At 64.3% G+C, this 13566-nt stretch carries 14 protein-coding genes; 1 reads left to right on the forward strand and 13 read right to left on the reverse strand.

Features of this window, described 5'->3' with window-relative positions; genetic code table 11:
- Positions 1–56 precede the first annotated feature (56 nt).
- The 11 genes from CJ179_RS15790 to CJ179_RS15840 form a co-directional block, all read right to left on the reverse strand.
- Positions 57–593, reverse strand: coding sequence for a hypothetical protein (locus tag CJ179_RS15790; protein ID WP_072937166.1), 537 nt, complete (start codon positions 591–593; stop codon positions 57–59).
- The gene (locus CJ179_RS15795) at positions 590–1186 is read right to left on the reverse strand and encodes a hypothetical protein (protein ID WP_095862186.1); all 597 of its coding nucleotides are present in this window, start codon (positions 1184–1186) and stop codon (positions 590–592) included. The genes CJ179_RS15790 and CJ179_RS15795 overlap by 4 nt, the downstream gene beginning before the upstream one ends.
- Positions 1162–2649 (reverse strand): MCE family protein, encoded by a 1488-nt coding sequence (locus tag CJ179_RS15800; RefSeq protein ID WP_095862187.1) that lies wholly within the window; start codon positions 2647–2649, stop codon positions 1162–1164. The genes CJ179_RS15795 and CJ179_RS15800 overlap by 25 nt, the downstream gene beginning before the upstream one ends.
- Positions 2649–3788, reverse strand: coding sequence for an MCE family protein (locus tag CJ179_RS15805; RefSeq protein ID WP_095862188.1), 1140 nt, complete (start codon positions 3786–3788; stop codon positions 2649–2651). Before CJ179_RS15805 ends, CJ179_RS15800 begins: the two co-directional genes overlap by 1 nt.
- Positions 3785–4975, reverse strand: coding sequence for an MCE family protein (locus tag CJ179_RS15810; RefSeq protein ID WP_257015556.1), 1191 nt, complete (start codon positions 4973–4975; stop codon positions 3785–3787). Before CJ179_RS15810 ends, CJ179_RS15805 begins: the two co-directional genes overlap by 4 nt.
- Positions 4976–4992: 17 nt before the next feature.
- Positions 4993–5994, reverse strand: a complete 1002-nt coding sequence (locus CJ179_RS15815; protein WP_095862190.1) for an MCE family protein — start codon at positions 5992–5994, stop codon at positions 4993–4995.
- Positions 5994–6995 carry an MCE family protein gene (locus CJ179_RS15820; protein ID WP_095862191.1) on the reverse strand — a complete coding sequence of 334 codons (1002 nt, stop codon included), beginning with the start codon at positions 6993–6995 and terminating at the stop codon, positions 5994–5996. The genes CJ179_RS15815 and CJ179_RS15820 overlap by 1 nt, the downstream gene beginning before the upstream one ends.
- Positions 6995–8158 (reverse strand): MCE family protein, encoded by a 1164-nt coding sequence (locus tag CJ179_RS15825; RefSeq protein WP_095862192.1) that lies wholly within the window; start codon positions 8156–8158, stop codon positions 6995–6997. Before CJ179_RS15825 ends, CJ179_RS15820 begins: the two co-directional genes overlap by 1 nt.
- 1 nt (position 8159) lies before the next feature.
- A complete protein-coding gene (locus CJ179_RS15830) occupies positions 8160–8936 on the reverse strand; it encodes an ABC transporter permease (RefSeq protein WP_095862193.1) in 777 nt (258 codons plus the stop codon).
- A gap of 141 nt (positions 8937–9077) precedes the next feature.
- Complete coding sequence (locus CJ179_RS15835) at positions 9078–9872, reverse strand: ABC transporter permease (protein WP_095862194.1); 795 nt, start codon at positions 9870–9872, stop codon at positions 9078–9080.
- A 52-nt stretch (positions 9873–9924) separates the two neighbouring features.
- Positions 9925–11028: an NAD(P)-dependent alcohol dehydrogenase gene (locus CJ179_RS15840; protein WP_095862195.1), complete on the reverse strand. Its 1104-nt coding sequence runs from the start codon at positions 11026–11028 to the stop codon at positions 9925–9927.
- A gap of 366 nt (positions 11029–11394) precedes the next feature.
- Here CJ179_RS15840 and CJ179_RS15845 point away from each other — a divergent pair, with 366 nt between their 5' ends.
- Complete coding sequence (locus CJ179_RS15845) at positions 11395–12708, forward strand: NlpC/P60 family protein (protein ID WP_095862196.1); 1314 nt, start codon at positions 11395–11397, stop codon at positions 12706–12708.
- A gap of 63 nt (positions 12709–12771) precedes the next feature.
- On the opposite strand, the gene CJ179_RS15850 is transcribed toward CJ179_RS15845, so the two are convergent.
- Both CJ179_RS15850 and CJ179_RS15855 read right to left on the reverse strand, forming a co-directional pair.
- Entirely contained in the window at positions 12772–13197 is a 426-nt protein-coding gene (locus tag CJ179_RS15850; RefSeq protein WP_241031339.1) for a DUF2834 domain-containing protein, read from the reverse strand.
- A 4-nt stretch (positions 13198–13201) separates the two neighbouring features.
- Entirely contained in the window at positions 13202–13519 is a 318-nt protein-coding gene (locus CJ179_RS15855; protein ID WP_095862197.1) for a 2Fe-2S iron-sulfur cluster-binding protein, read from the reverse strand.
- Positions 13520–13566 lie beyond the last annotated feature (47 nt).

The raw sequence follows: 13566 nt of genomic DNA on the forward strand, positions 1-13566 counted from the left end.
TTTTACCTCCTACGATTGCGAAAACATCGACTGATCCCCGTGTTTCGGGGAAACGGTCAGACCGGAGTCATCTCCGTCATGACCCACGTACCCTCCTGCTCGGTCATGCCGACCCGCACGCGACTTCCGTCCAACTTCGGTGCGGCGCTGTCGGTGCTGGTGGTCGACTGGTTGACGAAGAACAGCAGAGTCACCGCGTCTTCCGACGCGGCCACGACGGAGGATTCGACGACGGTCGCAGAGGTGACGACCTGGCGCTGTTTCGCCGACGGAATGATGACCTCTTTGCCGACACTGTCGAACTGGCCGCGCAGATCGCCACCGAGACTGGGAAGTACGTCGGTGAAATGCGTGTCGATGGTGTTGAAGTCGTAGGACAACACGTCGGCGACCAGTTGAGTGGCGCGTTCACGCGCCTGTGCCTCCGCGCTGTTGATCTGGTGGTGATCGTGGACCTGGAGGGTGACCGCGACCGCGACCGCGACCGCGACGAGTCCGCCTGCGAGAAGCACGGCGAGGTAGCGGGTGGCCCGCCGCCGCGCGTAGGACCAGGTGGCGATGGCCTCGGGTATCCGGGTAAGTGTGTTTCTCATGCTACGAACTCCACATCCGAGACGAGCCAGTTGCCGTCCACCGAATCGAGCGAGACCTTCATGCGGTAGACGCGGATCTCGCCGTCGGGTGCCTCGGTGTTCTTGACCGTGGACGTCACGGCGGCGAGGACCACGGCGTGGTCGTCGTCGGCCTCGACGAGACCGGCTTCCTTTACTTCACCGGTCGACTCGACCTGGCCCTGGTTCAATACGTCACCGAAACTGCCCGATGCGCTGGTGAATTGGTCCCGGAACGGTCCTGTGGTGCCGTCCGCGACGCGTTGGATATCTTCGTCGACGCTCTGGTGCCGCAGTGTCACGAGGTTGACCGCCACCTGCCGTGCCGTCTCGAGGACCTGCTCGTCTCGGGACTGTGCGGTCTGTTCGGTGCGTAGGTTGGTCCACGAGACGCCGCCGACGACGACGGCGGCGATCGCGATCACCGCGGTCGTGGCCAGGCCGATGAGGAATCCGCGCGTCGGTGACCGCTCCTCGGAGTCGGGTGTCGCCGCTGGGGCCTCGTCCCCGGGTCGGTCGGGGCCGGGCTGGTCGAGGCGGGGTTCGACCTCTACCGGAGCAGAAGTGCCTGCCATGTCGATTCCTCCTTCGGGTGTGGTGCGGAAACGCCGGCGATCGAGTAGAGATCGCCGTTCGGTGCCCGGAAATTTCCGGTAACCGGGTCATAGGGAACGCTGAGAGTGCCGGCGCCGCTCCCCAATTCTTGTCGGTTCGACCACGAGGCCGGTGTGACGGTTCCGGGTTCGGTGGCGTCCGGGCTCGGCGGGGTCGAGATCGGTCCCGTGCTCGGACCGCCGGTATCCACCGGCGGCGGCGAATACGGTTGTCCCGGCCGGGCAAGCATGTCCGGCCACGTGGACGGCAGACCGCCCGGGCAGTCCGCGATCTCGGCGGTGCGCACCGCGGGATTCGTCGCGCAGGGGATGTTCCGTGCCCCTCGTGCGACCCGAGGGTCGGCCTGCGGCAGCTTGCAGTAGGAATTCTCCGGTGCGGGGATCGCGCTGAGATCGCTGGGGTCGCGCCGCTGGGTTTCCTGGTAACCCTCGGTGCAGGGGAGCGGGTTCGCGGAGTTGCCGAGCTTGACGTCGAGGGCGCCCTGACCGTACACCCGGTCGTCGCCCTGGACTCCCCGGTGCATGTAGTTGATCGATGCCGACACGGCCGGGTAGATCACCAGGATCTGCTCGATACCCGGGATGCTCACTCGCACGACCTCACCGACCGTTTGGAGGTTCGCCAGCAGCAGCGGAACGGTGGGGCGGACGTCGTCGAGTGTGCCGCTGACCGTGTCGAAGAACTGTGATCCGTTGTCCAGCACACCGCGGACCTGCGCGTCGCTCATCACCAACTGCTCGGAGAACGAGGAGAGATCGTGGGCGAAGCTCGCAATGTCTGCTCGCGAGTCGATTCCGGCCCCGAGGACGGGTTCGGCGTCGTCGAGGAGGGTCCTCGTGGTGCCGATCTTCGCCTGCGCGAGTTCGATCAAAGGACGCGAGGAGTCGATGAGTCGCGACAAGGCAGGTCCGGCGCCGTCGAATGCGGTGTAGGCCTCGTCGACGGTGACTCGGAGGTCGTCCTTGGGCAGTTCCGACAGGAGCACGTTCACCTTGTCGACGACCTCGGAGGCAGGCACCGGGATTTCGGTGTTCTCCTTCGTGATCACGTCACCATCCGCGAGGAAGGGACCTTCGGAGGATGCCGGAACCACGTCGAGATACTGCTCGCCGATGGCCGAGACACTGCGGACGAATGCCTGGCTGTTCCGGGGAATCGCGAAGTCGGAATCCAGCTGCAATTCCGCCGACGCCCGATCGGGGCCCAGGTCGATCGACTTCACGACGCCGACGTCGACGCCGCGGTAGGTAACGAGGGAGTTGACGTAGAGGCCTCCGGCGCGATCGAATTCGGCCGTGATCGTGTACATCCCGATCCCGGTGACCCTCTTCAACCCGAGGTAGTTGACCGCGGCGTTGCCGACGGCGAGAACTGCCACCACGGTGAACACGATGAGTTGGAAGCGAACGAGTTTCGATCTCATCAGCGTGGTGCTCCGTTCTGCGGTGCGGACGTCGCGGGCCGGCCGGATGTCGTTGCACCGGTGGGTGCCAGGAGAGGATCCACGGCTTGGCGGGCAGGGTTCAGTCCCGCCAGTTCGTCGAGGGGGATGCTGCCGAGGACCTTGCCGCCGACCGTCTCGGCGCTGACGTCGAGGGTGAGGAAGAGATTCATGTAGTCGCCCCTGACGGCGCGCTGGGTGGTCGTCACCGGGAACGGGATCGTTCCGGCGATCTTCAACGCTTCCGGGAGGTGGTCGCCGGCCGCAGCGAGCTGCGACAACACCGGCTGCAGCGACCGCAGATTGGCGTCGAGGTCGTCGCGGCTGCTCTCGAGTACTTCGGTGGCCACCTCGCCGAACCGTCCCACGTCGTTCAGCATCGTGGTGAGTTGTTTCTGCTGTTCGTCGAGTACCTGCAGGGCCGGTTGGATCGACGTGATTCCCCGATCGATCGTCTCATTCTGACTGGCGAGTTCCGCGCCGAGACGGTCCAGTCCGTCGATCGCCCGGACGATGTCGTCGCGCTGTCGGTCGACACCACCGACGAACTCTTCGAGGTTGCCGAACAGGCTGCGCAGCGATTCCTCCCGGCCACCCAGAACGCGGTTGAGCTCGGAGGTCACGGTGCGAATCTGTTGCAATCCACTTCCGTTGAGGACGAGCGCGAGTGCCGAGAGCACTTCCTCGGTGGACGGGTACTGGCTGGTGCGGGCGAGGGGGATCACGTCGCCGTCGGCGAGTCTGCCGACCCCCTCCGTACCGGGCGGCACGGTGAGCTCGAGGTACTGGGAGCCCAGCACACTGGTTTGGGCGAGCTTGGCGCTGACGTTTGCGGGGATTTCTGCATCCGGGTCGAGCTCGAGGGTCAGCTTGGCGCCCCAGTTGTCGCCCGTGATGTGGCTGATGTTTCCCACGATGACGTTGCCGGCCTTCACCGGTGAGTTGCCGACCAGGTTCTGGATGTCCGCCAGCTCGACTGTCACCTCGTGGGCGTCGCCTCCGACCGCGTTGCCGGGCAGCCCGATCGAATTGATTCCGTCGAATCGGCACCCTGCCGCCGCGGCGACGACACCGACGAGCATGGTTGCTGTGAGCGCCGATCTTCGCAGAGAGTTCGTCATCGTGGTCCCTCCGGGAGAATGAGGTTCTGCAGACTTTGGGTGATGGAGGCGACGGGATCATTCGGTACGGGAGTACCCGGCGTGACCCCCGGGGGACGCGGGGCGGTGACCGGTGACGCCTGCCGCACCGCGGCGTTGGCCAAGGGCGCCGCGAAAGCGCCGGCAGCCGTGTTGCATTCGTCGCCCGGAGCATCGACCGTGGTCAAGAGTGCACAGATGAGCGAGCGTGGGTCCGGCATTTCGGGCACCGCGAGTGCGCCCGTGAGCGAGTTCGCGTCGGAATCGTAGATGTTGTAGAAGTCGGACAGTGCCGTCGGTCCGGAGTGCAGGATCGACATCAGGGTGTCCTGGCGGTCGACGAGCAACCGGGTGATCTCTTCGAGCTGCCCGACATTGTCGACCAGCGCCCCACGATTGTCCTCGATGAACTTCGTGACTTCCTGAAAGGTAGTCACCATGCTGCTCAGCACCGCGTCGAGTTCGGTCCGGTTGTCGTTGAGCAGCCCCGAGACGTTCGCGAGTTCGCCACTGAATGCCCGGATCTGCTGATCGCTGGCCGCGAGCGCGGTGGTGAACTTCTGAAGGTTCTCGACAGTGCCGAACAGGTCCTCGCCGCTCGCGTTCAGGATGGTGGCGGCGTCCGAGAGGTGGATGAGGGAGTCGTGGAGCGCTGTGCCCGTGCCGTCCAGTGTCCGAGCGGTACTGCTGACGAAGCGATTGAGCGAACCGTCCGGATGCTCCGGAGTGCGTCCGGCGTCCTCGCTGAGCTTGACCACCTGCTTCTTGATCTCGTCGAACTCGACCGGGACGGCTGTTCGGTCGAGGGGGATCTCTTCGCCGTCCGCGAGGGTCGGTCCACCCGAGTACGCGGGTGCGAGCTGGATGTAGCGGCCGGTGACCAAGGTCGGGGCGACGACCGCCGCCTTCGCGTCGGCGGGGACGTCGTACTCGTTGTCGTAGTCGAACTCCACTCGGACCCGTTCACCGTCCGGCTCGATCGTCGTGATGCGGCCGACCTCGACACCGAGAATCATCACCCGGTCCCCGACGTACATGCCGGTGGTGTTCCGGAAATACGCCGTGACGTGGTTGACGGAGTGATTTTCGATCCAGGCGGCGGTCAGCAACCCGACGAGGGCGACCGCGATCACCACGGCGAGCAGTCTCGCCGGCACTGCCCGTGCCATCTCACGTACCGATGCCATCAGCGCGGCCCCCCGAAGCTTCCGGGAAGCTGCCCGGAGAGGTTGGCGGGAACGATGTTGTGGAGGAGCACCCCGAAGAACGGACCACTGCCCACCGCCTCGCCGACCTGCTTCGCGAACCGTTCGAGGCCGGTCAGCGATGCGTTGATGTTGTCGTAATTGCTGTTCAATGTGGCCACCAGAGTCTTCAACTGATCGAGAGTGGGTCCGAGTGTTGCTGCGTTGTCGCGGGAAAGCCCGGTGAGGGCGTCGGCCACCTGCCGTGACTGCACGAGCACGCGATGGATGGTGTCTGCCCGGCTGTTCAGTGCGGTGAAGAGCGACTGCCCTTGGCCGAACAGCGTGGCGACCTGCACGTCTCGGTCCGCGAGGATCCGGGACACGTCGGCGGCGCCTGAGAGCAGCTGACGCAGTTCGTCGTCGCGGCTCGCCACCGTGTCGGACAGGCGGGACAGGCCGTCGAGAGAGGACCGCAGGTCAGGCGGAAGCTCGTCTTCGACCGAGGAGACCTGCTCGAGTGCGCCGGACAGGTTGACGGTGTCGGTCTCCGACACCTTGTCGGTGACCTCCTCGAGCGCCCGGGTGATGTCGTATCCGGAGCTGGTGTGGGCCAGCGGAATGGTGGCGTCGTCGGCGAGCTCGCCATGGCGTCCCGGAGTGATCTCCACGTACCGCCGACCGAGCGCAGTTTCGACCTTGATCGCCGCCGTCGTGTCCTCACCGAGCCCGACCGCACCGCCGTCCACATCGAATTCCACGTCGACTCTTCCATCGGCGATCGAAAGCTTCTTCACCTCTCCGACTTTCACACCGGCGATCTGCGTGGTATCACCCACCGCGAGGCCGCTGGCATCGGCGAACTCGGCATGGTAGGTCGTGGCCCTGTTGACACCGGGTATCGAGTTGAAGTTGAGCGCAAGAAACAGGACTCCGATCAGCACGGCTGTTCCGATCAGGCCCATGCGGAACGCATCGCGCTCGAGGAAGGACTTCTGAGCCATCACTGGCACCTTTCTGCGGGGGCCTTGAACATCGGTGTGAGTCCACCGGGCCCGGGCGCGTACTTGACAGCGAGACCGCAGACGAAGAAGTTCACGAAACTTCCGTAACCCGCGACGCGGCCGATGAGGCGGTAGTTCTCGGGCAGCGTGGACAGCACCATGTTCAGGGTGTCGGTATTCGCGTCGAGGTTGCCCGCGAGATCGCCCAGCGCAACCACGTCCTGCGCGATCGCCGGGCGATTCTGGTCGAGAACTCCTGCGAGACTGTCCGTGACATGGTCGATGTTCACCAGGGAATTGGTGATCAGGTCACGGTCGCCGTCGAGACCCGCGACCAGACGTTGGAGGTGGTCGATCAGTGCGGAGAACTGGTCACCGCGATTGTTCACGGTCCCGACAACGGTGTTGAAATTGCTCACCACCTGACCGATCGCTTGATCCCGGTCCGCCAATGTGTTGCTCAGGGTTCCGATTTGGGCCACCAGACTCCCTATACTCGCTTCCTGACCGTTCAGTACCTCGATCAGAGAAGCGGACAGTTGATTTGTCTGATCCGGGTCGAGACCCTGTAGGAGAGGACGGAATCCGTTGACCACCTGGTCGAGGTCGAGCGCCGGCGTCGTCTGCTCGAGGGGGATCGGGCCGTCGAGCGCTCCGATCGCGCCAGGTCCGTTCGAGAGCTCCACGTAGCGGTCACCGATCAGGTTCTTGTACTTGATCCGCGCCGTCGTCCCCGCCGTCAGGGGGCGTTCCGTGGAGAGGGAGAACGACACCACTGCCGTGCCGTCTCCGGCCAACTCCACCTCTGTCACCTTTCCCATCGGCACACCACCGACCTTGATGTCTTCCCCGTGGCCCAGCCCGGACGCATTCGAGAACACGGCCTGATAGGTGTTCGTGCTGCCGAAGCGCATGTTGCCCACCACCGTCGCCACACCGAATCCCGTCAACGACGTGACCAGGACGAAGATCAGCAACTTGATTCCCGGTGCCTTCGTCATCAGCGAACACCTCCGAACATGAACTGCGCGAACGGGTTGCCGATCAGATCTTCGATTCCGTGCGCGGGCTGGTAGGCCTTGCTGCCGTCGTCGAAATCGGTATGGCCGGGGGCCTGCGCGGGGTCGTAGCACCGCGGCGGGCCGTCAGCACCGTTCTTCGGCGCATTCTCCGGGTACGTGTAAGGCGGATCGCCCATCAGCAGAGTGCCGAGGATGTTCAGCCCGGCCTGATCGCTACCGCCGACGGTGCGCTCCAGGTACCTGTTGGTCTGATCCATGCTCGCCAGGAAGCACGGGAACATCGGCGCATGCTGGGCGAGCAGCGCCGTCGTCGGCTCCAGCGAATCGAGGGACTTCTCCAACGGGTCACCGGAAGCCTCGAAGAAGCTCCGCCCGCTGTTGCCGAAACCGCTGAAACTGAGCAGGAAAGCGCTCAACTGCTGTTCCCGTTCGGTCACCGTGTCACCGGTCGTACTCACATGATCGACGGTCCGCAGCAGCTCCGGAGCGGCATCGGCGAGGACATCGGAGACCTCCGCACCCTTGACCAGATCCCGCTGCAACGTGGGAAGGCTGCCGTTGAACTCGGACAAGTAGGCGTCGAGCTCGACCATCATGTCCCCGAGTTGGTCGCCGCGGCCCTGCAACGAGGTCGACAACGCACTCAACGTCGCGTTGACCTTCTGCGGTTCCACGGTCCGCAGCACCGTCACCAGCGAGTCGAGGAGATCGTTCACCTCGGTGGCCACGCCGGTGCCCTGAACCACAGAGCCCGCCGACACCATTGTGCTCGAGGGATGTTCCGGCTGGACGAGCGTGACGAACTTGCGTCCGAACAACGTGGTCGGATCGATCACGGCCGTGATGTTCTCCGGGATCGTCGACGTTCGGCTCTCGTCGATGTCCATGGTGATCTCGGCCCGGTCGTCGACCAGTTGTACCTTCGACACCCGGCCGACGACGACATCGCGCATCTTGATGTCCGAGCCGGGCTCGAGCATCAGCCCTGACCGCACCGAGTACAGCGTGACCGGGACGGTCGAATGGAACAATCCGCGGTAGATGCCGACTGACGCTGCGGTCGCGATTGCCATCAACGCGATCAGACACCCACCCAGGAGCGCGTAGACGCGGCGGCTCCGCTCTTCGATATGGCCACCCATGTCAGCCCGACACTTTCACGGCGCCTGCGGAGCCACCGTAGACGGCGATTCCGATGAGAAGGTCGATGACCATGATCGAGATCAGGGATGTGCGTACCGCACGTCCGACCGCGACACCGACTCCCGCCGGCCCGCCCTTCGCGTTGTAGCCGTGGTAGCAGTGCACACACATCACCACGACCGACATCGCGAGCACCTTCACCATCGACCACGCGACATCACTCGGCACGAGGAAGACGTTGAAATAGTGCTGGTACGTTCCGCTCGCCTCACCGAGATACTCGGTGACCAATTGCGTGGCGACGTACCCGACGAACAACGCCACGGCATACAGCGGAATCACCGCGATGACCCCGGCGGTGACGCGAGTGCTCACCAGATAGGGGAGCGACGGGATCGACATGGTCTCCATGGCGTCGATCTCTTCGCTCACCCGCATCGCACCGAGTTGAGCGGTGAAACCCGCACCGACCGTCGCGGTCAGCGCGATGCCGGCGATGACGGGAATCGCCTCGCGGGTATTGAAGAATGCCGAGATGAATCCGGACAGCGCACCGATTCCGATGCGGCCCATCGACGTCGCTCCCTGCTGGCCCACCTCGTAGCCGACCGCGGTGGTGAGAAGCGAGATGACCACCAGGGTTCCCCCGATCACCGCAAGGGCACCGGTACCCATGCTGACCTCGGCGAGCAGTCGGATCGTCTCCTTGCGGTAACGCCGAACCGTGTGCGGGATGGAGGTGACGGCGTGGCTGTAGAAGTGGAGCTGCCTGCCCATCTCCTCCAGATGACCAACAGGTGCACCGACCGCGCGGAGCGCGAGCCCGGCAACGTGCGGTCTCGCCGGGGCGGCCCGAGTAGCTTTCGACACAGAATTCTCCCGTTGACAGCCGACTGTGCGGCTAGGTGTTGAGCGCTGTCAGTGCAGCGCAAGAGTGGTGATAACCGAGTTCGCGAGGAAGAGCAGCAGGAAGCTGAATACGACGGTCTGGTTCACGGCGTCTCCCACTCCCTTGGGTCCGCCTTTCGCGTTGAGTCCCAGATGACACGCGACGAGACCGGCAAGCATGCCGAACACCGCCGCCTTCACCTCACTGACAAGGAAATCGGGCAGTCCCGTGAGGATCGAGATGGCCGTGACGTATTGCCCCGGCGACGCACCCTGCATGTAGACCGTCGCGAAGTAACCGCCCACCAGTCCGACGGCAGACACCAGACCGTTGAGAAACATTCCGATGAGAGTCGACGCCAGCACCCTCGGTACACACAAACGCTGAATCGGGTCGATTCCCAACACCTTCATCGCGTCGATTTCCTCGCGAATCGTGCGCGATCCCAGATCGGCGCAGATCGCGGTCGAACCGGCGCCGGCAACCACGAGAACCGTGACCACCGGACCGATTTCACGGATGATCGCGACACCGGCGCCGGCCCCGCTGAGGTCGACGGCTCCGATCTCGGCCAGCAGAATATTGATCTGGTAGACGAACATCATGCAGAAGGGAATCGCCATCAGCAGCGCCGGCATGATCGACACACCCGCAATGAACCATGCCTGCTGAACGAACTCGCGAGCGTGGAAGGGGCGCTTGAACATGCATCGGAACGTCTCCATCGACGTCGCGTAGAACGCGCCCACCGCAGTCGGCGCGACCTGAATGCCCTTCTTGACAGCGCTCGCCCTCGACGGGCGGGCTTCCAGATCTACTGACATCGAACGGCCTTTCTCACTGTTTCCGGAGTATCCGATACGGCGGAGTCGGTCATCATTCGTGGACGAGGACGACCTTCACCGCGTCACCTCGACGCTGGACGGCCACAGCTTCGTTGATCTGTGAGAACGGCATTGTCGTGATCAACTTGTCGAACGGGAACCTGCCCTGACGGTGCAGATCGAGAAGGTGCGGAATGAACGTGTCGGGGTCGGCATCCCCCTCGACGATCCCGCGGATCGTCAGACCGAAGAGCTGCGTCGACATCATGCCGATCGGGATTGTGGCGGTCGGGTCGGCGGGGACCCCGATGAGGCCGAGGGTGCCCCGGACACCCAGTGACTGCAGGATCTGGTCCAGCACGGGCAAGAGAGCCGTCGTGTCGATCGCGTAGTCGATGCCGTCGGGCACCACTGCCCGAATCTGTTCGGAGAGGTCACCGTCCGCAGGATCGACGACGTGGGTCGCGCCGAGAGACAGCGCGAGCTCGCGCCGCGACTCGTGAGGTTCGACGACGATGATCACGCCGACCTCGCGGACCACGGCAGCAAGCACAGCCGCCAGGCCGACCGAACCCGCGCCGACGACGACCAGTGAAGATCCTGGAGCGACGTCGAGAGAGTTCAACACCGCGCCTGCGCCGGTCTGGATTCCGCAGCCGAGCGGACCGACGAGTTCGAGAGGGGCATCGTCCGCGACCTTCACGACGTTGCGTTCATGAGCGATGGCATGTGTCGCGAGGGAGGACTGCCCGAAGAAGTTGCCGCCGAGCGTGGCGTCCCCCGCGGTGAGTGCCGAACTGCCGTCCGGGCGCACACCACCGAAGTTGAACGCCATGAAATTGTGGCAGTACGCAGGCTCGCCCTTCCCACAGTGGGCACACTGGCCGCAACTGTTGAAGCTGATCGCGACCTTGTCGCCTGCAGCGACCTTGGTGACTCCGGATCCGACCCTCACGACCGTCCCGCTACCTTCGTGGCCGACGACGCCCGGAAGGGGGAACGGGAGATGGCCCTCCTTGACGGCCAGATCGGTGTGGCAGAGACCGACGCCGGCGATCTCGACGAGGACTTCGTGTTCCGTGGGTTCGCTCAGAGACACGGTCTCGATGGCGAAGTCGCCCGCGACTTCGTGGACTACGGCGGCGGTGATCTGCACGACTGCTCCTCATTTCAGGTGTTCGCCCGAGGACGGGCATCACTTGCTCAGGTGCGATGTTAGGTAGATCACAAGCCCTGAAAACAGGGATGAGCGGCAAGTTCGCTCCAATCTCCCCCCTTTTACCCCCGATGGGACTACGGCACCCGAGAGGTCCTGTCTTCCTGTGAAAATTCGCCACACGGAGTCGAGGCTCGTGTGGCGGAGTCGACGCAGGGTCGGCAGTCTGCGCGCCGCGGGAACCCGATGCCCCCGACGAAGTACCGAAAACACCCCTTGGTGTGACGCGTCGAGTGCACGCATGAAGAGAGACTTGAATCACATTCCGCGATCAACTCGATCGATGTCCCATCTCAGGAGGAACCAGTGTCTGTTGATCCTTCGGCGCTCATCATGGGGGTCGCCGCCGCAATCGGCGGCATCGTCCAGGGCACCGATATGCCCGATGCGGCACAAGATTTCGCGATGCAGCAGATTTACGCGGTGGCGGATCAGGCGAAGGCCGTCGACGTGACAATCGACGACTACATCGAATTGCTACCCGAGAATTCCCGCGAGCCCGCTCGGCAGGCAGTCGACACGGCTGCCGAGACGGCCCAGAGTGCGGTGGCACCGTTTCTGCCGTCACCCGTCATCGCGGTTCCTCCTGATCCCGAAATCGACGAGTCGCTGCCGGGGGCATCCGAAGAGCCCGAGGTGGTCGGGCCCGCAGAGGAGCCGATTGCTGCCGACAGTACTGTGCCGGAAACAATTCCGCGCGAGGAAGGTGACGTTGTCAGCAGCGTCGCAGCCGGTCCGATGCCGATCGGCTCGATCGCCGTGTTCGTCCCCTGGTTCACGAAGGCGGGTGGAATCTGCGAGGGAATCACCGCGCCCGTTCTCGCAGCGCTGTATTCCGTCGAGAACGGATTTCGGTACGGTGCCACGTCGCCGGCCTCGCCGGCGGGTGCACGTGGACCCGGACAGTTCATGCCGGCCACCTGGGCGCGATACGGCAAGGACGCCGACGGCGACGGAATGTCGGACGTTCTCGGAGTGGCCGATTCGGTGATGGCGTCCGGGAACCTGCTGTGCGACATGTACAGCCAGATCGGTGAATGGAAGGCCGAGGGGCTCGTATCCGGCGATACCCTTGACCTGACTCTCGCCGGATACAACGCGGAGATAGGAGCGGTACGCCAATTCGGGGGAATGCCCAGAGGGACTGACGACTACGAGAACCAGACCCGGCCGTACGTCGCGAAGATCCGTGAGTCGGAGGGGCGGTTCGCGTCGGTTCTACAACTCCTGCACAGTGATTCGGGAGGTGTGGGTGGTCTCATCGTGCAGGCGGCAATTCGGTATCTCGGCTTGCCGTACGTGTGGGGTGGCGGCAGCGTGAAGGGCCCGTCCTCCGGAGGGTTCGACTGTTCCGGTCTGACGTCCTACGCCGTGTACGACGCAACCGCCGGCCTCATCCTCCCACGCACGTCGGAGACCCAGTGGAACGTCGGTGTCGAGGTCCCGCTGGACGGCGCGAGGCCGGGCGATCTGCTGTTCGGCAACTGGGGCCCGGGAGGGCCCGGCCACGTCGCGATCTATCTGGGAAACGGTCAGATGGTGCATGCGCCGACGACAGGCGACGTCGTTCGGATCGCACCGGTCTTCGAGGGCATGAAGGCGCGGCGAGTGGTGTCGTAGAAGGCCGAACGGCACGAGGCCCCCACGCCGAGCAGCGCTCGACGTAGGGGCCTCGGTCGGTTGCTAGCCGCGCCCGACACGGGACGCCGGGTTCTCCGGTGTCTTCGCGTCCGGTCGACCGCCGGCCGCGTGCGCCAGGAATCGCTCTCGTGCAACGAGATAGAACGGGAATGCCATGGAGACGCCGATGTAGGACAAGAGCACGAAGACCACGCCCCACTTCCGGCCCATGCCGATCCGTGCGGTGTCCGTGAGCACCCAGACGATGAAGACCGTCCAGGCGATCAGCATGTCGATGCTCAGGAACGCGGCGGTGCCGCCCGGCTCGATACCGTCTCCGAAGAATTCGACCGGGTTGAAGATGTTTCCGCCGTCGCCGATCCAGTCGAACGCGAATGGCCAGGTCAGGAGTAGCGCAGCGATCCCGGCGACGACGTAGAAGGCGTGACGGGCATTCATTGCGGTATTTCCGCGCATCTGCGTGGTCACGACGTCACCTGCTGTCTGCGACGCGAACGTGGATCTCGGCCTCGCTGTCGGCGACGACGAGTTGGCAGGACAGACGAGAATCGTCGTCCGCGGCGTCCAGATAGGCGATCAGATCCGTCTCCTCGTCCGTCGGTTCGGCGAAGAAGCGGGTGTACTGCTTCGGGAGGTGGACGTGACACGTAGCGCAGGCGCAACTGCCGCCGCATTCGGCGACGATGCCGGGGAGGTTGTTGCGGAGCGCTGCGTTCATGAGCGTTTCACCGGGTTCGACATCGACGTGCTCCGTCGACCCGTCCGGCAGGTGATAGGTAACTTTCGTCATGCGCTGAGGGCACTTTCTCACTCGAAGGTGGTGCGCCGAATATCATC

Origin of the sequence: Rhodococcus sp. ACS1, from assembly GCF_002300155.1 — a bacterium.
GTDB lineage: Bacteria > Actinomycetota > Actinomycetes > Mycobacteriales > Mycobacteriaceae > Rhodococcus_F > Rhodococcus_F koreensis.

Bases quoted from the DNA above. Each gene is read 5' to 3' on its own strand.
- CJ179_RS15790 (WP_072937166.1), bottom strand. From the start codon at position 593: ATGAGAAACACACTTACCCGGATACCCGAGGCCATCGCCACCTGGTCC.
- CJ179_RS15820 (WP_095862191.1), bottom strand. From the start codon at position 6,995: ATGACGAAGGCACCGGGAATCAAGTTGCTGATCTTCGTCCTGGTCACG.
- CJ179_RS15800 (WP_095862187.1), bottom strand. From the start codon at position 2,649: ATGAGATCGAAACTCGTTCGCTTCCAACTCATCGTGTTCACCGTGGTG.
- CJ179_RS15810 (WP_257015556.1), bottom strand. From the start codon at position 4,975: ATGGCACGGGCAGTGCCGGCGAGACTGCTCGCCGTGGTGATCGCGGTC.
- CJ179_RS15795 (WP_095862186.1), bottom strand. From the start codon at position 1,186: ATGGCAGGCACTTCTGCTCCGGTAGAGGTCGAACCCCGCCTCGACCAG.
- CJ179_RS15815 (WP_095862190.1), bottom strand. From the start codon at position 5,994: ATGGCTCAGAAGTCCTTCCTCGAGCGCGATGCGTTCCGCATGGGCCTG.
- CJ179_RS15805 (WP_095862188.1), bottom strand. From the start codon at position 3,788: ATGACGAACTCTCTGCGAAGATCGGCGCTCACAGCAACCATGCTCGTC.
- CJ179_RS15855 (WP_095862197.1), bottom strand. From the start codon at position 13,519: ATGACGAAAGTTACCTATCACCTGCCGGACGGGTCGACGGAGCACGTC.
- CJ179_RS15825 (WP_095862192.1), bottom strand. From the start codon at position 8,158: ATGGGTGGCCATATCGAAGAGCGGAGCCGCCGCGTCTACGCGCTCCTG.
- CJ179_RS15830 (WP_095862193.1), bottom strand. From the start codon at position 8,936: ATGGGCAGGCAGCTCCACTTCTACAGCCACGCCGTCACCTCCATCCCG.
- CJ179_RS15835 (WP_095862194.1), bottom strand. From the start codon at position 9,872: ATGTCAGTAGATCTGGAAGCCCGCCCGTCGAGGGCGAGCGCTGTCAAG.